Genomic DNA, 21,201 nt, shown 5'->3' on the forward strand with positions numbered 1-21,201 from the left:
GGCCTGCGGCGGGCGCATCCTGACAAGGTAAAAGGCGGATGAGGGCTCAACCGCTGGCACCGTTGTGGTGGATCGTGCCCAGGCCCGACAGGTCGTAGCCACCGAATTCACGGGCCCTTTGCGCAAATTGATCCGAGCGCAGCAGCGTTATCAGTTTCTGCATTGGCGGATCAAAATATGACCTGCGCCAAATCGCCAGATCCAGCCTCTCGGAATGGGTGGGGACGAAACCCAGGTTGTAAAGCCCTGCCAAAGCCCCCAGCCCAAAGCCGGCCTCGGCCTTTTCGCCGTGAAGGGCGATGGCCAGTTCCTCTTCCGTGCGTGCGCAGCCGGGGGTCGCGTCCAGATCGTCTCGGCTCATGCCATGGGCTTCCAGCTGGCTGTCGAACAGGTGTTGGCTGGCCGCACTGTCCTGACGCATGATCACGCGGCGCGATTTGAGATCCTTGAACGTTTTGATATCCGATATGCCCGGGGCAAGAAGCAGCCCGCGCTGGCGCCGGGCGATTTCATACAACACCACCGGCCCTTCGCCCAAGGCGTCCCGCAGGGATTTTTCGTTGAACCCTCCGTCTTCGTGGATGTGCAATACAGCCGCTTGTGCGCTGCGTTCGCTCAGCCGTGTCAGCCCGTCAAAGGAGCCGTCGTAATAGGTGGCAAGCCCCGATCCGCTTTCACGCAGCGCCCAGTCCAACAGAGGATCATGGCTGCCTGCTACAATCGGAGGCAGAGGCGGTTCGGCCACCTGCGGACCGGATCGCGACGCGTTGAGCCAGGCAATGATTTCGGCGCGCGGGAACAGCAGTTTGCCCATGGCGCGAACACAGGGCACCTCGCCCGAGGAGGCAAGATCATAGGCCTTGCGCTCGCCGATGCGCAGCAGATCGGCCAGTTCGCGGGTGGTCAGGTATTGTGACATTCAGTCGAGGCGCACGGCAGAGCCGGACGTGGCATCGGCGGCGGTGAACCCGATCCGATCCAGCACGACAGGGGCTGCCACTGCAATGACGACCATTGCGGCGACCGCGGCAAGAAAGGCTTTCATGGTCTCCTCCTGTTCAGTTCCGGGCACCCGTTGCGCGGCGCAGAAAAGCAATAAGATCCTGACGATCCTGAGCTTGTGTAATTCGCTGCATCGGCATCTTGGACCCCGGAATGTAATGGTCAGGCCCTTCGTCGAAAAGAGCATTTATTGTTTCGTCATTCCAAATGATATCAGAGCCTTGCAGCGTATCCGAGTACAAATATCCCGGTAACGTGCCCGCGCGTCTGCCGAAAACCCCGTGCAAGGAGGGGCCTGCGCGGCGCTGACTGTTGGGGGTGAGGCTGTGACAGATCGAACATTTCCGCGCGAACTGACGCTCACCATTGTCCATCTCGTCGGGGTTTTGCAGAAAACTCGGCTCGGCAGAAGCCATCTGTTGCCGGTCGGACGAGGCGGTGACCGGCCAACTGTACATGGCCTCGTCGATCCCGCCAGCATGGATGTTTTCACCATCGACCGAAAAGGCCAGGGCCCAGACTGGTCCTCGCAACGTTGCACGAAAGTCCTGTGCGATGCGCCAGTCCGAGGTATCGATGACCATAATATAGCCTTCGCCGTCGCCCACGGCCAGAAACCGACTATCCGGACTGAGCGCCATGGCAAGGATCGGGCGACGATCCAGAGTGAAATCGCGTTCTTCACCGGTGGAAAGGTCCAGAATTCGGGTCACTCCGTCAACGGCACCGTAAGCGATCCAGTCGTCCTGTTCATTCAGGACCAGTTCGTTGATGCCGAACCCGTGTTCGATGAGCCGGTTGATCTCTTGCCCGTTCGAGATGTCCCAAATGCGCAGCGACCCATCCATGCCTGCGGAATAAAGCCGTGTGCCGTCAGAAGAAAACACCACGGCGTTCACACCGCTTCCGGTTGGCCCGAGAGTTGTGGGCGCGGCTCCGTTCACGGGCCAAAGCCCAATCGTTCCGTCCCAACTGGCGGTTGCGACGTGGGTCTTGGACGCTGCCAGACCCACGATCTTGCCCTGATGTCGCCCAACCACGTCGCCACCGGGCCACTTGCGCAGGGTGAAGTCATCTCCGGCCGAGTAGATGGCCGTGCCATTGAAGGCAACGGCGTTCACGGCGGCTTCGTGACCTTCCAGCCATTCGGGGGTCCGATCAGCCCACAGTCCGACGGAATTGTCGAAACTGGCTGTTGCGATACGCCCGTCCGGGGCTGTGGCGATCCCCATGATTGGGCCGCCATGTCCCTTGAGCGTGAAGAATTCGGCCGAGGCGGGCAGAGGGATCAGCGCCAGGGCCAGAACCAGCCCTCGCATCTATTCAGCAGGCGAGGCGGCGGTTTTGCCTGCCTCTTTTTCCTGAACTTCTTCCAGCCACAAAGAGTGGTGTTCACGGGCCCATTGTTCTTCGACCTCGCCGGTGCCCATGGCGTCAAAGGCGCCCTCCATTCCGACAGAGCCGAGATAGATATGCGCCACGATGATCGCAATGAACACATAAGCAACCATCACGTGCCAGACCTGAGCATATTGCATTTCTTCCTGCGGCGACATCTGCTCCGGCAGGTTCAGGCCCATCATTTGCGGAATACCGGTCGAATTGGCGATCTGGAAGGTTTTGGCAAACAAGGGCATCTCGAACGGGAACAACAGCGACAGGCCTGACAGGCTGATGGAGACGCCCAGCAGGATGCAGGCCCAGAATATGATCTTTTGACCGGCGTTGAACTTCTTTGCCGGCGGGTGGCTGTTCTTGGTGAACAACCCGCCACCTGCGGCCAGCCATTTCAGATCGACGCGGTTGGGGATGTTATGGGCAATCCAGTTTACCGTGACGATGATCAGGCCCAGCATGAAGGCCCAGGCCAGATTGTTGTGCAACCACTTGCAGCCCTGTGCGAGGGCCGCAAAGCCCTCTTTCCCGAAAACCGGGATCAGGAAGTCGCGCCCATAAAGCGTCAGCAGGCCCGTGACGCCAAGGATCAGGAACGACCCGGCAAACAGCCAATGGCCGAACCGCTCGAACCCGTTGAAACGTGTGACCGTGCGGCCGGTTTTTTCACCGTCGATGCGAATTTTGCCTCGGATCAGGAAAAACAACAGGATGATGCCCAGCATCCCGGCAATGATATAGGTGCCGTATTCGCGCAGCGGTCCGGTGCGGAAGGTCAGCCACCACATGCCGCCATCCTGTATCAGCACGCTGTCTGCCGGACCATGAGAAGACACCGTCACATCAGCCGAGCCATAGCGCAAAGCGCGATACACGTCACTGTCCGAGGCCACACCCCGCGTGCCAAGCTGCCCCAGCAACCCCTCGGCATTGCCCTGACCCGTGTTCTCGGAACGATAGCTGTTGTCGACGGTTTCACCACGCTGCCGGGCAAGAATATCTTCCAGCGTTGTCGCTCCGCCGGTCGAGGTGCGCTCATCCGCCGTGGGTTCAGAGGTCTCTTGCGCCCATGCGGCTCCGGTCAGAAAAATCGAAACGAGCAGAAACTGAAACAGACGCATAGGGATATCCTCCTGTGCATTTTCATATCAGCGGTCAAATCCACCGATTTGCTGGTGAAAAACGGCGCCGACTGGCGTGAGCGCTTCGCGAAGATCATCCTTGGCCGGACCATACACGTCCAACCCCACTGGCGTCAGAAGGGCCAGAAACCGTTCAGCGAAGTTAGCACCAAAATTTTGCATATGTATCATGGCATCTTCGGAACTGGCATAGCGTTCGTAGATATGAACAGCCGAACCGGTCATGTGCCATTCATAGCTTATGGCGCCGGTTTCTTGCAGCGTGGCCGCGACCATTTCCGCCATAAGCGCTTCGAACTCATCCTTTTTATCCAGATTGAGGTCAAGCTTCAGCAGCCAGTAAACATCATTGGTCATGCATGCCTCTCAAATACGTTTGCTGTGACGTTGCAGGAAACGGATCCCCGATCACATCACCTGAAAAGCCCCCCGCAAATGGCGGGAGGCTGTTTTGTCAAAAGCCGGATTTCAGCCGTCTTTCTGGTCGTAGGCCGTGCCCCAGCCCCAGGCGCCCGAGCCGAAACCGCGCGCCACGACGCGTTCACGGTAAACTGCGGAAACCACGTCGCCGTCACCGGCCAGCAGGGCCTTGGTGGAACACATTTCGGCGCAGATGGGCAGCTTGCCCTCGGCGATCCGGTTGCGACCGTATTTGGCGAACTCTGCGGTCGAGTGCGTTTCCTCGGGGCCGCCGGCGCAGAAGGTACATTTGTCCATCTTGCCGCGCGATCCGAAGTTACCCGCCTGCGGATATTGCGGCGCGCCGAAGGGGCACGCATAGAAGCAATAGCCGCAGCCAATGCACAGGTCCTTGGAGTGCAGCACGACCCCTTCTTCGTTCTGATAGAAGCAGTCGACCGGGCACACCGCCATGCAAGGCGCATCCGAACAATGCATACAGGCGACCGAGATCGAGCGTTCGCCCGGGTTGCCGTCATTGATCGTCACCACCCTGCGGCGGTTGATGCCCCACGGCACCTCGTGTTCGTTCTTACACGCGGTTACGCAGGCGTTGCACTCGATGCAGCGTTCAGCGTCGCAGAGAAACTTTGCTCTAGCCATTTATCGTCCTCCTTACGCTGCCCAGATCTTGCAGAGAGTCGCCTTGGTCTCCTGCATCTGGGTCACTGAATCATAGCCATAGGTCTGGGCGGTGTTGGTACTTTCACCCAGCACATAGGGGTCTGCACCTTTGGGGTATTTCTCCCTCAGGTCCTCGCCCTGGAAATGGCCGCCGAAGTGGAACGGCATGAAGGCCACGCCGGCACCGACCCTGTTGGTCAGCATCGCCATCACCTTGACCTTGCCGCCCTCGGGGCCTTCGACCCAGACCTGTGATCCGTCCCGAATGCCAAGGTTGTTGGCATCACGCGGGTTGATCTCGACGAACATGTCCTGCTGAAGCTCGGCCAACCACGGATTCGACCTGGTTTCGTCACCGCCGCCTTCATATTCGACCAGACGACCAGACGTAAGGATTATCGGGTAATCCTTTGAAAAGTCGTTCTTCTGGATCGAAGCATAAAGGGTGGGCAGGCGATAGGCCTGACGGTCCTCGTAGGTGGGATAATCCGCCACCAGATCGCGCCGATTGGTATAGAGCGGCTCGCGATGCAGTGGGATCGGATCCGGGAAGGTCCAGACAACCGCGCGGGCCTTGGCGTTCCCGAAGGGCGCACAGCCATGTGCGATCGCGACCCGCTGGATGCCGCCGGACAGGTCGGTTTTCCAGTTGGTCTTTGGTCCGGCCACGGCGTCGATGGCCGCGCGTTCCTCGGCCGTCAGATCACCGTCCCAGCCAAGATCCATCAGCATCTGCATCGTAAACTCAGGGTATCCATCCTGAATTTCCGATCCAACGCTATAGACCCCTTCGGCCAGCAGGTTGTCGCCGTCGCGTTCCACGCCGAAACGGGCGCGGAAGGTCAGGCCGCCTTCAGCCACCGGTTTGGACATGTCATAGAGGTTTGGTGTCCCCGTATGGCCCATTTCCGGTGTGCCCCAACAGGGCCACGGTAGACCGTAATATTCGCCGTCGTTTGGTCCACCAATGGCTTGCAGCGTGGTTCTGTCGAACGTGTGCTGGTTGGCCATATGGCTTTTCAGACGTTCCGGCGACTGACCGGTATAGCCGATGGTCCAGAGGCCCGAGTTGAACTCACGCGTGATGCTTTCAACATTCGGGGTTTCGGGGTCTTCCATCTCGATATTGCGGAAGAACCGGTCCGCCCAGCCGAATTTGTTGGCGAATTTGGCCATGATGACCTCGTCCGGCAGGCTTTCGAACAGCGGATCGACCACCTTGTCGCGCCACTGCAACGACCGGTTCGAAGCCGTGACCGAGCCACGGGTTTCGAACTGCGTACAGGCGGGCAACAGGTAGACGCCATCGGTACGGTCATGCAAAACGGCGGAAACGGTGGGATACGGGTCGATCACGACCAGCATGTCCAGCTTTTCCATCGCCGTCTTCATTTCCGTCATCCGGGTCTGCGAGTTGGGCGCGTGGCCCCACAGAACCATGGCGCGGACATTGTTGTCCTGATCCATGTTGGCCGGGTCTTCCAGAACACCGTCAATCCAGCGAGAAACAGGAATGCCGCGCTCGTTCTGCAGCGGTTTGTCCTTGCCGTCCTTGTCCTTGATCGTGGCGAATTGACCGGCCAGCCATTCAGGTTCTTCGCCCCAGACGCGGGCCCAGTGACCCCATGCGCCTGCGGACAGGCCATAATAGCCGGGCAGGGTATGGGAAAGAACACCAAGGTCCGTTGCGCCCTGAACATTGTCATGACCGCGGAAGATGTTGGTGCCACCACCCGAGGTTCCCATGTTGCCCAGTGCAAGCTGAAGTACGCAGTACGCGCGGGTGTTGTTGTTGCCGTTGGTATGCTGCGTCCCGCCCATGCACCAGACAACCGTTCCGGGACGGTTGTTGGCCATCGTGCGGGCAACCCGCTTCAACTGCGACCCCGGAGTGCCGGTGACACGTTCCACCTCATCCGGGTTCCACTTGGCAACTTCCTCGCGGATCTGATCCATGCCCCAGACACGGGTGCGGATGAATTCCTTGTCTTCCCAACCGTTGTCGAAGATGTGCCACAGGATACCCCAGATCAGCGCCACGTCCGTGCCGGGGCGGAAACGGACATATTCATCCGCATGCGCCGCGGTACGCGTAAAGCGCGGATCGCAGACGATCAGCGGGGCGTTGTTCTGCTCTTTTGCGCGCAGAATATGCAGCAGCGACACGGGATGCGCCTCGGCCGGGTTGCCGCCGATGATGAAGATCGCCTTGCTGTTGTGCATGTCGTTGTAGCTGTTGGTCATGGCGCCGTAGCCCCATGTATTCGCAACGCCCGCAACCGTGGTTGAGTGGCAGATCCGGGCCTGATGGTCCACGTTGTTCGTGCCCCAGTAGGCGGCGAACTTGCGGAACAGATAGGCCTGTTCGTTGTTGTGCTTGGCGGAACCCAGCCAGTACACGCTGTCAGGCCCGGATTCTTCGCGGATGCTCATCATGCCGTCGCCGATCTCATTGATCGCCTCTTCCCAGCTGATGCGCTTCCACTCTCCGCCTTCCTTTTTCATCGGATATTTCAGGCGGCGCTCGCCATGGGCGTGCTCGCGAACGGCGGCACCCTTGGCGCAATGGGCGCCCAGGTTGAACGGGCTGTCCCAGCCGGGCTCCTGCCCGATCCAGACGCCGTTCTGAACTTCGGCAACCACCGTGCAACCGACCGAACAATGCGTGCAGACGGATTTGATGTTCTCGACAGCCGTGTTGGCTGCGGTCTGGGCGCTGGCTGGCGTCACGGTTCCACCCGTGGCGCTGATCGCGGCAAGGCCGCCGATCGTCAGGCCCGAGCCACGCAGGAATGCGCGGCGATCGACGGTTTTCTCGCCGACCTGGGACAGGATACTTGTCCGCTGGGGGCGTCTCGCAACCCCGTTGGTCTTTTTCCGAAGCATTTGTTTCCTCCCTTGCTCGCCATGTCAGCCATGGCTGGCTTGGTACTGCTGATGCCGACGTCAGGGCCAATCGCAACCGTCAGTCGGGTGTGAAAACGTCCGATCTAGAACCGGGTGCTTTCATCGTGGCTCAAAAGCGCGTGCTCTCGATGTAGGCGCGTGTATGCGCGGTATCCTGGATGCGGGTATCGTCTGTCGGCGCTTCGGCCGCTTCGGCTTTCCCGGTCAGGCTGGCGGCGGCAACAGCAGCAGGCGCTGCGGTTCCGGCCAGTTTGAGGAAGTCGCGGCGTGTGGCGCCTTCTTCCTTGGTCTTGCTCATGGGCTCCTCCTGTCCCAATTGCGGTTTGGTGCCCACAGGGCACCGGCGATGTGCGGGCTACCCCGCTGTCATCCGGAACGCTTCGCGCTCGATCTCCATGAATACCCGACCGGCGGTGCCGACGGATGCATAGAGAACCGAGTTTTCAGCAGCTTCCAAATCCGAATAGAAATGTGCGGCCCATGGGCCGATATGTTTGCTCCAGAATGCTTTCTGATCTTCAAGGGATGCCGGGCTTCCAAAACGCCCAACGATCATGCCTGCCATCATCTCCATCAATGAGGCGATGTTGTCCTCGGGCTCGAACACGTTCTGGGCACGTGTGATCCCACGCACCGCCATGTCATTGCGGAGCTGCGCAAGGGGTTTCTCGTTCAGAAAACCCGTGAGGTAGAAGCTGGCATAGGGAAGCAATTCGCCCCGACCCAAACCGATGAACAATGCATTGAATTCCCGTTCAGCGGCGGCGGGCTTGGTGACCTTTGCAACCCGCGCCATGGCCTGGATGGCCTGACCAAGATCAGTGTCATCACCGCTGAGGCCCGCCATTTGATCCAGCAGCATCTGGTCGGGTGGACCGGCCAGCAGCAAGCCCAGAAAGTTGTAGAAATCCGCGCGCAGGCGATCCTCGGCTGAAACGTCCAGAGTGTGCGCGTCACTTGCGGTCATTCGGTCATCCTTCAAATTCAAATGTCATTCGACGTGGCGCCGGGGGAAGGTCGATTTCTTCCGGCTCGTCCGCGCGGGCGACGGAAACCGGCTCGGGCCCGGTATCGGGTTCGAACGGCTCGGCCTCGGGTTCAGCGCGCGTATCGGCTTCGCTTTCAGCAGCATCGTCTTTGGCCTCTTCCGCGTCGGCCGCCAGTGCTTCGATATGTGCCAGCATGCCCTTTCCAACCTGATAGGCGGTTTGCATGTTTTCGATCACGCAGGCCGCATCGGTGTAGTCTTCGCCGTAATCAACCAGCCCGTCGACATTGGCCAGAACCGGGTTCAGCCGCCACAGCCGGCGCAAGGCACGTCGGCGCAGGCGATCGGGCACGGCCTTGGCCATGAAGCCCGAAACATCGTCGCCGGGTTGCAGGGTCTCTGGGTCGGGAAGGTTGAACTCGGCGAGGATCTCGGCGTCATCCTTTTCTTCCAGCTCCGCTTGCCGTTCTGCGATCGCCTGTTCTTCAAGGGCCAGTGCCTCGGCCTCGGCTTCGGCGTGAACGGCGGCCTTTCGGCGAGACCAGAAATCATCGGGCCGGTTCATTGCAGCGCCTTTCTCGGGGCGCGATACACGTCCGACGTCTGCCGGATACGAGCATCACCCTTACCGTCTTCAACCAGATCTGTCCGCTTCTTGTCGCGGCGGCGCTTGACGAAAACTTCGTGCTGATGATGTTTCAAAGTAAAATCGCGAACCCAGGCAATCAGCCCTTCAGTCATCGGGATCTTCTCGACAATTTCTTCACCGGTATCCGCGTAATCCTGCCCCTCGAACGGAGAGGCGGTGATCAGAACTGCATTCAGGGGAGTTTCGCCTTTCAGTTCGTCCCGCAGCACAAGGTACAGCGAAGGCTGCCCATCCGACAAGTTAACCATGTAGGCTTCGGTTTCATCTGCCCAGAGCGTCAGGGGCAAGGTGGCCGCGTGATACTCGACAGCATCGCCTTCGCGGCGCAGTTCCTGCCAGTCGGCCGGCCCCGCGCCGGGTAAAAGGGCCACAGCGCGCCAGTTCCACCGGGCCCACCGTGTGACCCCGGGTGTCTTGCGCACGATGACGCCAACCGGCATTTCAGTCTGGCTTGCGGCCTTGGCCACTGGCTCCTCCCCGAAAGGCTCTCCCCTGCCTTTCCAAGTCCACTATGGTACACAAACTGGCTGTGTGCCAAGCCTAAGCTCTACGACTTTGGTCGTAGTCCAGGGTAGCAACTGCGTGAGCAGGTCCTGTGAATGCTTGTGTTTCCTGGCATTTATTGCCGAAATTCAACCCTATGCAGGAAACGCGGCAAGGGGTTGAAGTTGCTTTCCCGGGGGTACAGCCTAGTGTGCATGGAACCGGGGCGGTTGCCCGAGGAGAGGATATGGCCACGAAACTACTGCTATGTGATTGCGCCGGAACACAGGCAATCGATCCGGACAAGATCGAAAGCGCCTGCGGCGTTGCCTGTTCCAAGTTGCATACCGCGCTTTGTACCGATGAGTTGCAGTCCGCCGCCGCCTTGATGAAAGAAGGTGATACCGTCATCGCTTGTGCGCAAGAGCATGACGTTTTCCGGTCACTGGCCGAAGACCTGAATATCGACGTGCCCGGATTTGTCGATCTGCGCGATCGGGCCGGGTGGTCAGACCAAGGTGCGGATGCGACCCCCAAGATGGCCGCTTTGGCGGCCGAGGCCGTTCTGGCGCAACCGGTCACACCCAGCGTGGATGTCTTCAGTGAAGGCACCTGTTTCATCATCGGACCCGGTGCGGTGGCCTTTGATCTGGCAGAGCGTCTGGCGGAGTCGTTGGCAGTGACCGTCATGACGACCGATTTGTCAGAGCCTCTCTCGCGCGCCTATGACGTGGTGCGGGGGCAGCTTCGTTCGGTTTCCGGTGCGCTTGGTGGGTTTTCGTTGCGTCTGGACGCGCTTCAGCAGGTCGTGCCCGGTGGGCGCGGCGCGTTTGCTTGGACCGATCCAAAGGACGGTGCGCTTTCTTCGTGTGACATTGTCATCGATCTGGCAGGAGAAACGCCCTTTGTTCAGGCCCCGGACAAGCGCGAAGGCTATCTGCGGGCTGATCCCAGGGATGCGGTTTCCGTGGAACGTCTGGCTTTTGAAGCCGCGCAATTGGTGGGGACATTCGAAAAGCCACTTTATGTGCGGGTGGAAGAAACCCTGTGTGCCCATTCCCGGGCCGAGCAGGTGGGCTGTACCAACTGTTTGGATATCTGCCCAACCGGTGCGATTTCCCCGGCGGGCGAGCATGTGGCGATTGACCCGATGGTATGTGCAGGCTGTGGTGCTTGCGCCGCGCTGTGCCCTTCAACGGCCATAACCTATGAAGACCCACCTGTTTCGGCGCTGTTGTCGCGGATGCATATTCTGGCTCGCACCTATCGACGGGCCGGCGGCACCGCGCCTCGGCTGCTTGTCCATGACGCCCACGGGTCCGAAATGATCCGATTGGCGGCGCGTTTCGGGCGTGGATTACCTTCGGATGTGATTCCATTGGAATTGAACGTGATATCTGGCTTTGGCCATGCCGAGATGCTGGCTGCTCTGGCGCATGGGTTCGCGCGGGTGGATGTGCTGTTGGCACCGACGACCGAACGCAAGGCGCTGAACCGGGAGCTTGAATTTGCACATGCCATTGCAGGCCCCGACGGCATAGGCCTGATTGACGAAGCAGACCCCGATGCGATGTCCGATCTGCTGTACGGACAAGCGGTGCCCCGGCCTTTGTCCGACCCGGTCCTGCCTATGGGCAATCGCCGGCAAATTGCGCGGCTGGCAGCCCAGGCGCTGAACCCGCAGGCTGAATCGCCTTTGCCGCTGCCCGAAAACGCGCCTTACGGGGCGGTTGCAGTGAATACCGCCAGCTGCACCCTGTGCCTCAGCTGTGTGTCGCTGTGCCCATCCGGTGCGTTGATCGACAATCCGGACAAGCCGCAATTGAACTTCCAGCAAGATGCCTGTCTGCAATGCGGGATGTGCAAGACCATATGCCCCGAGGATGCGATCACGCTTGTTCCACAACTTGATCTCAGCGATGCGGCCCTGTCACAGCAGGTTCTGAACGAAGAAGAACCTTTTGCCTGCGTGGAATGCGGGGCATTGTTCGGCGTGAAGTCCACGGTTGAGCGGATCATGGAGAAGCTGTCGGGCACGCATCCGATGTTCGCGACGTCGGATCAGGCGCGGATGATCCAGATGTGTGACAATTGCCGGGTGAACGTGCAGTTCCAACAGCAAGACAATCCTTTCCAGTCAAAGCCCAAGCCTCGGGTCGTCACGACCGAGGATTACTATTCAGACAGAAAGGATCACTGAAGTTTCAGAGGTGCACCCAGATCCGCAGCGTCGATGCGCGATACGAACGCCAGGATCGCGTCAAGATCGTCCAATGTCATCTCAACCGGGTGAATAGGAGACGGGCGTTCGGGATCGAAAGGCGGTGTCAGACCGTCGATCTGTGTGAATGCGGGGTGGGGGTTCAGGGCGAAAAACGCTTCGAATCGCTGCGACCAGTCGGGCATTGCGCGCAGAACGGCGAAAGAGGGGGTCGACCCCAGGCCATTCATGCGGTTCCTTGGCCCGATGACATGACAGCGTCCGCAATGGGTCATCGAAAGTTCCTCGCCAAGTTGGGTGTCGCCCTCGACGATGTCACCGGACTCAACCACGGCAATATCAAAATTGGCAGAGTAGGGCCCACCGTCTGCCGGAGCAAAGCTTTCCACCGTGCGCTTGCCGATATCCGACTTCAGCCATTCAAGAAAACGGGACTGGCGGTCGTTGTCTTCGATACGCAGGTGATAGATCACGTCGTTGCGGGCAAAAACAGGATCACCGGGCGGCGCGGTTTCCAGCACCATGACCCCGGCGTCGTCTGCAATAACACGGATCCCGGTCTTGAGAGAGAAGCGAGGAAGGATATGTTGCAACAAGCCGGAGTCTTTAACCTCTGCCGGGGCCGCAAGGCCAATCGCCTCTTGTGACCAAGAGGGGGTGGCAGAGAGCGTCAGGCTCAGGCACAAGAGGACAAAGCGCATGGCTCAACGTAACTTCGCGGGGCGGGATGCGTCAAATGTACAGACAAAGACGGAGACACGTGCAATGAGCGCCGAGTCGATACGCACGCCCCTGTCAGCAGGGCGGATCAAGGGGAACAAGCATGAGTGTTCGTGACGCGGTTCTGGCGAACCTGAAAAAGATCACCGACCCGGTATCCGGGCAGGACATCGTAAGCGCAGGCATCGTGCGCGCCTTGAATGTGGAAGGCGACACTGTACGCTTCGTGCTTGAGGTCGACCCGAAATATGCGGAAAAGATGGAACCCGTACGCGCCACGGCTGAAAAGGCCGCTCAGATGGTGGAAGGCGTGGCAAATGTTTCGGCCTTGATGACCGCGCATTCCGACAAGGCACCGCCGGATCTGAAACCGAAACCCAAGCCATCGCAAACCGGGCCGCAGGCCGTGCCGGGTGTGGATCGGATCATCGCCGTTGCCTCTGGCAAGGGTGGGGTTGGCAAATCCACCGTTTCGGCCAACCTTGCCTGCGCATTGGCTGCGGAAGGCCGGCGTGTGGGTCTGCTGGACGCGGATGTTTACGGGCCGTCGCAACCCCGGATGTTAGGTGTCTCGGGCCGCCCGGCCAGCCCTGACGGCAAGACGATCCTGCCGCTGCGCAACCACGGCGTCACCATGATGTCGATGGGTTTGATGACCAATGAAGGTCAGGCGGTCGTCTGGCGCGGGCCGATGCTGATGGGTGCGCTGCAACAGATGATGAGCCAGGTGCAATGGGGCGCGCTGGATGTTCTGATCGTCGATCTGCCGCCCGGCACCGGTGACGTGCAACTGACGCTGAGCCAGAAGTTCCAGGTGGATGGTGCCATTGTCGTCTCAACGCCGCAGGACGTGGCCCTGATTGATGCCCGCAAGGGGATCGACATGTTCAACCAGCTCAAGACACCCATTGTCGGGATGATCGAAAACATGTCCACGCATATCTGTTCGAACTGTGGGCACGAAGAAAATGTTTTCGGTCATGGTGGTGTCAAGTCCGAGGCAGAGGCGCTGGGCGTGCCGCTGCTGGGTGAAATCCCCTTGCATCTGGACATCCGCGTCGCCGCCGACGGTGGTGCGCCCATCGTGGTCAGCAAACCTGACAGCCCGCAGGCCGAGGCATTCCGCAAGATCGCCCGCGACATGATCACCAAAGGCAACGCATGAGCCAGCCGGTTTTCCCACCCTTGCTGACGGGCCACCCGGTTCAGGGTGGGGAAGACCCGTTCGAGCGCGCGCAAGCCATGGCTGCGCTAGGCTGTGATGCGGGGACGGTTGTCTACAATATTCAGGCGGATTTCCTGCGCGTGGCAATTGTTTTTGCCCCCGAGGTACCGTTGCAGGATGCCGTGGCGATGCTGCCGCTTTGTGCTGTGGGATTCCAGAACGCGCTGGGTGCTTTGGCCCCGCCAGAGGTTGCGGTGCATCTGGGTTGGGATGGTCTGATTTGCGTGAACGGCGCGCGGTGCGGCCGGTTTCGCGCGGCTGCGTCAACATCAATGCTCGAAGAAGAGCCGGACTGGCTGATCGTCGGTTGGGAGCTGACGCTGTTGCAAACCAGTGATGCGCCGGGTGAAACCCCTGATATCACCGCGCTGTACGATGAAGGCTGTGCCGAGGTTTCTGCAACGCAGTTGGTGGAAAGCTGGTCACGACACATGTTGACCTGGCTCAACCGTTGGCAGGAGGATGGCAACGCGTCCTTGCACGCCGAATGGATGGGCCTGCTGCGCGGCGTGGGCGAACCGCTGATCGACGGTGGCGTATTCCTTGGAACGGATGAACGTTTCGGGATGCTGATCCGCGACGGGGTCAACACGCATCTGCGCCCCCTGACTGACTTGTTGGAGAACCGAGAATGAAACTGGCCCGAGCGATCCATTTCGACGAAAGCGACATAAACGTGTTTCATTCCCCGGCACGCACCGGAGAGTGGTGCGTTTCGGGCGGGTTTGAGTTTTCCAACTGGGGGCAGGGCGATCTTGAAGGCAAGGCTCGACAGGCATTTGCGAATGGCTGGCTGGGGTTGGAAACCTTTGGTCGGGTGACTTTTGTCGCCGTGACGCAGATCGAAGCCTCAGAGAAAGATCAGATTACGCATAACCTGGCCGAACATTTTGTGCAGTTCTATGGCGCACCCTCGGTCGAGGCCGCATTGGGCGTTGCGCAAGCTGAAATCGACCACATGTCGGAGTTGTGCGAAGACCATCCGGCCAACACGTTGTTGACCGTCGCAAGGGAATTGACAGAGACAGGCGTGCACGAAGCCTTTCGCGTGATCACTCCTCAGGACGCGGAACTGGAGGCGTTGGCGGTTCACGGGTCGTTGGACGATTAGATCAGGTCGACAAACCCGCCGAACTGCCCGCGTTTGAAGATCAGCCCTTTGCCAGTGCGATACATGACCTGCTCTACCTGACCCACGATGATCAGATGATCCCCTGCGTCATGACGGGCATGAAGGCGGCAATCGAACCGGGCCAGACACTGGGCCAGATGTGGACGCCCGGCCTCATCCTCGGTCCAGTCCGCATGTGAGAAATCCGCCCCATCGCGTGCAAACCGCAACGCCTTATCCTGCTGATCCTGCGCCATGACGTGGATCGAATAGAGATCACAGGTACTGAACGTATCAAATCGGAATGATTCCTTGGCCAGACACCACAGGACCAGTGGCGGGTCCAATGAGACTGAGGCAAATGAATTCACCGTAATGGCACGCGGGCCATTGTCGGATTGCGCGGTAATCACCGTGACACCGGTGCCAAAGCATCCCAACGCTTCCCGAAAGGCGGGGCTTTGATCCGGGGTCGGTCTAAAGGTCTTTTCGGTCATCGCGCGCTTAATCCTTGGCCGCGCATCAGGTGCCATGCGTGGCCCGGATTGTCCATGAAAAGCTGACTGCCGGGTGCAATTTGTGCCGTCAGTTCATATCTTCCAGCAAACGACCGTGTTTGCGGGTTTCCATAATCACTTCGCCAAAGGTTGTCAGACCGCGGGCTTGCAGGATCGGCAGCATCTTGATCAATGCCTCGGCCGTGGCAACCGCGTCGCCCAGTGCGGTATGGCGCAACGTTTCGGGGATCGTGATTTCCAGCCGTTCACACAAGGCATCCAGTGTGTGCGTATCGCTTGCCCCGAACAGCACCGCAGACAGCAAAACCGTGTCGAGTATCGGATGATCCCACTCGACACCCATCCGTTTGGCATGGCGGCGCAGGAACGCCATGTCGAACGGGGCATTGTGCGCCACGATCACCGCGTCGCGCGAAAACTGATGGAATACGCGCCCGGCTTCGGCAATATCGGGCGCCCCCTGAACCATACGATCGCTGATCTTGTGTACTTTGGTCGAGGCCGGGGGAATCGGAATGCCGGGATCAACCAGCATGTCCAGATGCTCACCCTGAACGATTTTACCATTCAGAACGCGCACTGCGCCGATCTGCACGATCTCATCCTTGTGAGGTAGCAAACCGGTTGTTTCTGTGTCGAAAACCACGAAACACAGATCCGACAGGGGGCGGTTCTCGAACGCATCATCCCCCGGTGTATTGAGAAGTTCGAAATCATAAACCAGCGGGCGGGCATCGTCCGGTGACATATGTGTCGCGCTGTCTTCGAAGACAAGCATATATCCGGGTGCATCCCCCAAGGGTTTCATCCTGGCGGAATAGGTCTGCCGCCCGTCCACGCTGGACAGGGTGCAATAGACGTCCTTTCCGGTTTTGCACATCTTGGCATATGCGTCCGTCAGGCCGGTGGCTTCGAGATATTCGAAAAGAGATGCGTTCAGTCGAGGATGCGCGATCTGGGCGAGAACCTCGGCGGCCTGCCCGTCGTACAGAACGATCTGATGTTTCGGACTGGCCAGCAGCATAGCCACCGGGATTTCCGTCAGCAGCGCGGTCAGGCGCTGTTTTTCGGCGGCCAGATGCGCGGTTTCGGCGGCCACGGCCTCGGCTGTGCGCATGGCGTTCGAGGCCAGTTGTTCCGCCAATCCCGCCGCTGCCGGGGCAAGATCACCCAGATACCGCGCGGCCTGCATGTCCAGGTCAGTGCTTACACCGGCATGTGCACGGGCCCGCAGCTGGGCGGAAAGCCGTTCGATCGGTTTGGCGACGTTGTCGTCGAACAGCAGCCAAACCCCCGCGACCAGTGCCAGAAATCCAAATCCGATCAGGATTTCGGCGAAGACGAAATCATTCAGCAGACCGGGGTTTCCCGCACGGGAATAGGTGATCCAGAGAGCGGTGGCGCTGATGGCAACCCCGCCAAGGGCGAGGAGACAGAAGAACAGAAAAATCCTGAGCCTCAAACTCAATCCGGTCAGCATGATCACACCCCGCAAGTGGCTGCGATGACGGGGTCATTGGTTCCGGCTGCAATCCAGTCAGCGTTCACCAGACGCCCGTCCTCGGCAAATTCGGCACCATCCGCCAGGTTGGCGCGGCGGCCTTCTGCACAATTCACGGCCACCGGCAGTTTCGAAACCGGAGCCCAGCGGCCAAAGAAGTAAAGATCGACAAGTCGTTGTTCCGGAACGTTTTCGTTTGTGCGCACCGATACGGTGTCGATTGCGGCAAACCGGTCAACGAACGGCACCGCGTAGGTCCAAGGACGATAAAACGCGCGGCTTTCGACCTCTTGCACGATGGTCATCTCTTCCGGCAGTTGGTCGCGCGTGCGATCGTACCAGGAATATTCGCTGTTGATGGTCATCGCGATCATTCCAAGACCGGCCGCAACCGGCGTTGTCCATTTTGGCAAACGCCCTCCGGTCAGCTTGTTCAGCAGAAGAACGATGCCGGCACATGCGACCCCTGCGAAAATCGTGCCGATCAGTTCCAGAAACATGTGGTCTCTCCGTTGGTCAGTCGCATGTCAGCCCAGCATTCCCTTGCCGTGGCCAACTGCCGATTGCATCGTTTTTACCACCACGAAAGCATCACGCAGATGACTTCGCTCAAAGTCCGACAATTCAGACGGTGGCAGGTAGTTGTCGGGCATCGCTCCGGATTTAACCAGCCGCACCTGATGCTCCAGCCGGGTTTCAGCGATCAGATCATAGGCGTCCAGCAAGTCACGCGCACCAGAAGGGCTGAGCACGCCACAGGCCTCGGCTGCTTTCAGGCGGGCGCGGGTGTTGGCTTCGGTCAGCTCGCCTTGCAGTGCGTAGATGCGCGCCAGATCGACGACGGGCACAACTCCGTTGTGTTTCAGATCCAGCGTATTGCGATGCTCGCCCGAGCGGATCGTCGCGAAACCGCGCAGCAGGCCCAGGGGGGGCGTGTGCTTCAGCGAGTTCGAAATCATGTGTGCGACGAAGATCGAGTTTGCCCTGGCCACTGCCAGAGTGTCCGCTTGCAGATCGCCAAACAACTCAAATGCACCGCCGATGGGGCGCAGGTCGAACATGACCGAGGCCAGCATTTGCGCCTCGGGGTTTGGCTTGGCAATCCAGCCTTTGAAATAGTCGCGCCAGACACGAACCGGCTGACACCAGCGCGGATTGGTCGCCATCATGTCGCCGGGGCAGTAGAAGTACCCGCAGACGTCCAGCCCGTCAGAGACGAATTTGGCCAGTTTGGTGAAATAGGACATATCGGCGTCGGTGACGCTATCGTCCAGCATCAGGCAATTGTCCTGATCCGATACGCCGGTTTGTTCTTGCCGTCCCTGTGAGCCGCAGGCCAGCCACAAATAGGGTACAGGTGGCGGACCCAGTTCAGATTCGGCCAATTTCAGCAGGCGGCGGGTAACCGTGTCTGCAATATCGGTGATCAGCCGCGTGACAATCTCGTGCCGGTTCCCGCCGGCAACCAACTGAACCAGCAACTGCGGAATTTCCGCCGTCACCCTCGCCATCTCTTCGGCACTGTCAGCCTTTGCGATCCGACCAACCAACTCGGCCGAGTTGACGGCCTGATAGTGGGTCAGATCGGTCTGCGTCACGATCCCGACCAGACGACCGCCTTCGGAAACAGGGATATGGCCAATGCCGCGCTCCATCATGATATGCAGAACGTCCGAGCCGATATCGCTGGGCGACAGCGTCACGGGATTTGCAGTCATGATTTCGGAAATCCGTGTGGTTGCGGGCAACCCGTCCGCAACATATTTGCCCGAAATGTCCCGCAGGGTGGCGATACCTTTCAACTTCTCTCCATCTGTCACGCATAGCGACGAGATGTGTTTGTCGCGCATGATCCGTGCCGCTTCCTGAACTGTCGTGTCCGCAGGGCAGGTGGCGGGATCGCGCGCCATCAGAACGTCAATCGAACTGGTCGCAAGGCTTTGCGGGCCGCTGCGACCTCCACGGGTTCGATTGAAGAATTTGGCGACGACATCGTGGTTGTCGATCAAACTGCGCACCAAATCCGGTGGCAGAACCATCAGGACCGACGGCGTATGAGCACGGGCTTTGGTGGCGGCTTTGCCGTCTTTCAGCAGGCCTCTCTCGCCGAAGGAGTTGCGCAGCCCCAGATGAGAGACGATGGCCCCGTTCTCATCAGTAATCTCAACCTGTCCTTCGTAGATCAAGAACACCCCGGGCAACTTGTGACCCAACTCATAGACAGAAGCGTCCTCCTCAACTTCCCAGACCTCGATCTGTTTGACGATCTGATCCAGGGCGTCGGAAGGCAACACGTCATAGGGGTGAACGGATTTCAGAAACCGGGCAATTTCATCATGGGACAGGGGCATGTGTTGTCTCCGGTGTTCTGGTTAAAAAATCCCGCCCAGTGGTGTGCCGGGCGGGAACAGTGGATCGAAAGACGCGGTCGAAGGCAAGAACCAACGACCGCATCAAGCTCACTTATTCTGAGCTGCGCCCGCACCACGGGGAATGCGCACACTTTCGACCAGATCTTTGATCTCCTGCGGGGTCTCTTTGGTCATGCCTGCAACAACGTAGGCAACCGCAAAGTTGATCATAGCACCGATTGCGCCGAACGAGGTCGACTTGATCGGACCCAGCAGCGGGTCTGCATCGGTGAACGAGTTGGTGCCCGGAATGAACAACCAGCCCTTGTGCAGGAAGATGTAGACCAGGGTCACAACCAGACCAGCCAGCATACCTGCAACCGCGCCGGTGTTGTTGATGCGGGTCGAGAAGATCCCCATCATCAGCGCCGGGAAGATCGAGGCTGCCGCCAGACCGAATGCCAGGGCCACGGTTTGCGCCGCAAATCCGGGTGGGTTCAGACCAAGGTAGGTTGCAACAACGATGGCTACGGCCATTGCGATACGCGCAGCCAGCAGTTCACCCTTTTCAGAGATTTGCGGGTTGATCGCACCTTTGACAAGGTCGTGGGACACCGCTGACGAGATAGCCAGCAACAAGCCCGCAGCGGTTGACAGAGCAGCCGCAAGACCACCGGCAGCGACCAGACCGATCACCCAACCCGGCAGGTTGGCGATTTCGGGGTTGGCCAGAACCAGGATGTCACGGTTGAACTTGGTCAGCTCGTTACCGACCCAGCCTTTTTCTTCCGCAATGGTGGCCATCGCTTCGGACTTGTCGTTGTAGTACTGGATCTTGCCGTCGCCGTTCTTGTCTTCCCAATCCAGAAGACCGGTTTTCTGCCAGGTTTTCATCCAGTCATAGCGCGGATCGGTGTCGATTTCCTCGACTGAAACAGCGCCACCTTCGATGCCGCCATTGGGCCACATCATGTCGGTGATGTTCAGACGTGCCATTGCGCCAACCGCAGGGGCGGTCAGGTACAGCAGAGCGATGAAGACCAGAGTCCAGCCAGCCGACCAACGTGCGTCAGAGACTTTCGGCACGGTGAAGAAGCGCATGATGACGTGCGGCAGACCCGCAGTACCGATCATCAGCGACAGTGTGAACAGCACCATGTTCAGCGTGTTCGAGTGGTGGGCCGTGTATTCATTGAAACCCAGCTCGGTCACGATGGCGTCCAGCTTGGTCAGAAGGGGCTCACCACCGGCGGTGTCACCAAACAGACCCAGGGCAGGGATCGGCGTGCCGGTCAGCTGCAGCGAGATGAAGATCGCCGGGATGGTGTAGGCTGTAATCAGCACGCAGTACTGAGCAACCTGGGTGTATGTCACACCTTTCATCCCGCCAAACACCGCGTAGGCAAAGACCACACATGCACCGATCAGCAGACCGGACGTGTTAGACACCTCGAGGAATCGGCCAAAGGCCACGCCCACACCGGTCATCTGACCGATCACGTAGGTCACCGACGCAACGATCAGACAGATCACCGCAACGACACGCGCGGTCTGGCTGTAGAAACGGTCGCCGATGAATTCCGAGACGGTGTATTTGCCGAACTTACGCAGGTAGGGCGCAAGCAGCAGTGCCAGCAGCACATAGCCACCGGTCCACCCCATCAGGAAGGTCGAGTTGTCATAGCCGGTAAAGGCAATCAGGCCCGCCATCGAGATGAACGAGGCCGCAGACATCCAGTCCGCCGCTGTCGCCATACCGTTGGTGACCGGGTGAACGCCGCGACCGGCGGCGTAGAACTCCGATGTGGAACCCGCGCGGGCCCAGATCGCGATGCCGATGTATAGCGCGAATGATGCGCCAACAAACAGCAGGTTGATGGTAAACTGATCCATAATCCCCGCTCT

At 59.4% G+C, this 21,201-nt stretch carries 21 protein-coding genes; 4 read left to right on the forward strand and 17 right to left on the reverse strand.

Annotation, left to right across the window (positions count from 1 at the left end; genetic code table 11):
* Positions 1–46: 46 nt before the first annotated feature.
* The 11 genes from ACR0E2_RS01525 to ACR0E2_RS01575 form a co-directional block, all read right to left on the reverse strand.
* On the reverse strand, positions 47–919 hold the full coding sequence (locus tag ACR0E2_RS01525; RefSeq protein WP_480444864.1) for a substrate-binding domain-containing protein: 873 nt from the start codon (positions 917–919) through the stop codon (positions 47–49).
* Entirely contained in the window at positions 920–1,045 is a 126-nt protein-coding gene (locus tag ACR0E2_RS01530) for a hypothetical protein (RefSeq protein WP_256367747.1), read from the reverse strand.
* Positions 1,046–1,058: 13 nt separating this feature from the next.
* Positions 1,059–2,321: a c-type cytochrome gene (locus ACR0E2_RS01535; RefSeq protein ID WP_480444865.1), complete on the reverse strand. Its 1,263-nt coding sequence runs from the start codon at positions 2,319–2,321 to the stop codon at positions 1,059–1,061.
* The gene (locus ACR0E2_RS01540; protein ID WP_480444867.1) at positions 2,322–3,518 is read right to left on the reverse strand and encodes a formate dehydrogenase subunit gamma; all 1,197 of its coding nucleotides are present in this window, start codon (positions 3,516–3,518) and stop codon (positions 2,322–2,324) included.
* Positions 3,519–3,545: 27 nt separating this feature from the next.
* The gene (locus ACR0E2_RS01545) at positions 3,546–3,896 is read right to left on the reverse strand and encodes a putative quinol monooxygenase (protein ID WP_480444868.1); all 351 of its coding nucleotides are present in this window, start codon (positions 3,894–3,896) and stop codon (positions 3,546–3,548) included.
* Positions 3,897–4,007: 111 nt separating this feature from the next.
* Entirely contained in the window at positions 4,008–4,601 is a 594-nt protein-coding gene (gene fdh3B / locus ACR0E2_RS01550; protein WP_010439472.1) for a formate dehydrogenase FDH3 subunit beta, read from the reverse strand.
* Positions 4,602–4,613: 12 nt separating this feature from the next.
* The gene (locus ACR0E2_RS01555; RefSeq protein WP_152457710.1) at positions 4,614–7,508 is read right to left on the reverse strand and encodes a formate dehydrogenase subunit alpha; all 2,895 of its coding nucleotides are present in this window, start codon (positions 7,506–7,508) and stop codon (positions 4,614–4,616) included.
* Between the two features lie 130 nt (positions 7,509–7,638).
* Positions 7,639–7,827, reverse strand: a complete 189-nt coding sequence (locus ACR0E2_RS01560) for a ubiquinol-cytochrome c reductase iron-sulfur subunit N-terminal domain-containing protein (RefSeq protein WP_171116379.1) — start codon at positions 7,825–7,827, stop codon at positions 7,639–7,641.
* Positions 7,828–7,884: 57 nt separating this feature from the next.
* Entirely contained in the window at positions 7,885–8,496 is a 612-nt protein-coding gene (locus ACR0E2_RS01565) for a TorD/DmsD family molecular chaperone (RefSeq protein WP_171231802.1), read from the reverse strand.
* Between the two features lie 4 nt (positions 8,497–8,500).
* Positions 8,501–9,082, reverse strand: a complete 582-nt coding sequence (locus tag ACR0E2_RS01570; RefSeq protein WP_480444870.1) for a DUF3306 domain-containing protein — start codon at positions 9,080–9,082, stop codon at positions 8,501–8,503.
* Positions 9,079–9,633 (reverse strand): DUF3305 domain-containing protein, encoded by a 555-nt coding sequence (locus tag ACR0E2_RS01575; RefSeq protein ID WP_152457714.1) that lies wholly within the window; start codon positions 9,631–9,633, stop codon positions 9,079–9,081. The genes ACR0E2_RS01570 and ACR0E2_RS01575 overlap by 4 nt, the downstream gene beginning before the upstream one ends.
* Positions 9,634–9,896: 263 nt before the next feature.
* Between ACR0E2_RS01575 and ACR0E2_RS01580 the strand changes: the two genes are divergently transcribed.
* The gene (locus ACR0E2_RS01580; RefSeq protein WP_480444871.1) at positions 9,897–11,849 is read left to right on the forward strand and encodes a 4Fe-4S binding protein; all 1,953 of its coding nucleotides are present in this window, start codon (positions 9,897–9,899) and stop codon (positions 11,847–11,849) included.
* On the opposite strand, the gene ACR0E2_RS01585 is transcribed toward ACR0E2_RS01580, so the two are convergent.
* Positions 11,843–12,571 carry a c-type cytochrome gene (locus ACR0E2_RS01585; RefSeq protein WP_480444872.1) on the reverse strand — a complete coding sequence of 243 codons (729 nt, stop codon included), beginning with the start codon at positions 12,569–12,571 and terminating at the stop codon, positions 11,843–11,845. The genes ACR0E2_RS01580 and ACR0E2_RS01585 overlap by 7 nt on opposite strands.
* A 122-nt stretch (positions 12,572–12,693) precedes the next feature.
* On the opposite strand from ACR0E2_RS01585, the gene ACR0E2_RS01590 reads away from it, so the two are divergent.
* Genes ACR0E2_RS01590 through ACR0E2_RS01600 form a run of 3 tightly spaced genes read left to right on the forward strand, consistent with a single transcriptional unit; the run spans position 12,694 to position 14,926 of the window.
* Entirely contained in the window at positions 12,694–13,755 is a 1,062-nt protein-coding gene (locus ACR0E2_RS01590) for an Mrp/NBP35 family ATP-binding protein (RefSeq protein WP_480444873.1), read from the forward strand.
* Positions 13,752–14,450, forward strand: coding sequence for a biotin/lipoate--protein ligase family protein (locus ACR0E2_RS01595; RefSeq protein ID WP_480444875.1), 699 nt, complete (start codon positions 13,752–13,754; stop codon positions 14,448–14,450). The genes ACR0E2_RS01590 and ACR0E2_RS01595 overlap by 4 nt, the downstream gene beginning before the upstream one ends.
* The gene (locus ACR0E2_RS01600) at positions 14,447–14,926 is read left to right on the forward strand and encodes a DUF6505 family protein (protein WP_480444876.1); all 480 of its coding nucleotides are present in this window, start codon (positions 14,447–14,449) and stop codon (positions 14,924–14,926) included. Before ACR0E2_RS01595 ends, ACR0E2_RS01600 begins: the two co-directional genes overlap by 4 nt.
* Here the strand turns inward: ACR0E2_RS01600 and ACR0E2_RS01605 are convergent.
* From ACR0E2_RS01605 to ACR0E2_RS01625, 5 genes are all read right to left on the reverse strand, one after another.
* The gene (locus ACR0E2_RS01605) at positions 14,923–15,423 is read right to left on the reverse strand and encodes a flavin reductase family protein (RefSeq protein WP_480444877.1); all 501 of its coding nucleotides are present in this window, start codon (positions 15,421–15,423) and stop codon (positions 14,923–14,925) included. The genes ACR0E2_RS01600 and ACR0E2_RS01605 overlap by 4 nt on opposite strands.
* Before the next feature lie 88 nt (positions 15,424–15,511).
* Entirely contained in the window at positions 15,512–16,924 is a 1,413-nt protein-coding gene (locus ACR0E2_RS01610; protein ID WP_152457721.1) for a 3'-5' exonuclease, read from the reverse strand.
* A gap of 2 nt (positions 16,925–16,926) precedes the next feature.
* Entirely contained in the window at positions 16,927–17,445 is a 519-nt protein-coding gene (locus ACR0E2_RS01615; protein WP_171116357.1) for a hypothetical protein, read from the reverse strand.
* Positions 17,446–17,472: 27 nt separating this feature from the next.
* Positions 17,473–19,296: a DUF294 nucleotidyltransferase-like domain-containing protein gene (locus tag ACR0E2_RS01620; protein ID WP_480444878.1), complete on the reverse strand. Its 1,824-nt coding sequence runs from the start codon at positions 19,294–19,296 to the stop codon at positions 17,473–17,475.
* Between the two features lie 108 nt (positions 19,297–19,404).
* A complete protein-coding gene (locus ACR0E2_RS01625) occupies positions 19,405–21,189 on the reverse strand; it encodes a sodium:solute symporter family protein (RefSeq protein ID WP_171228579.1) in 1,785 nt (594 codons plus the stop codon).
* Between the last annotated feature and the right edge of the window lie 12 nt (positions 21,190–21,201).

The sequence above is a fragment of the Ruegeria sp. A4 genome, assembly GCF_056543025.1.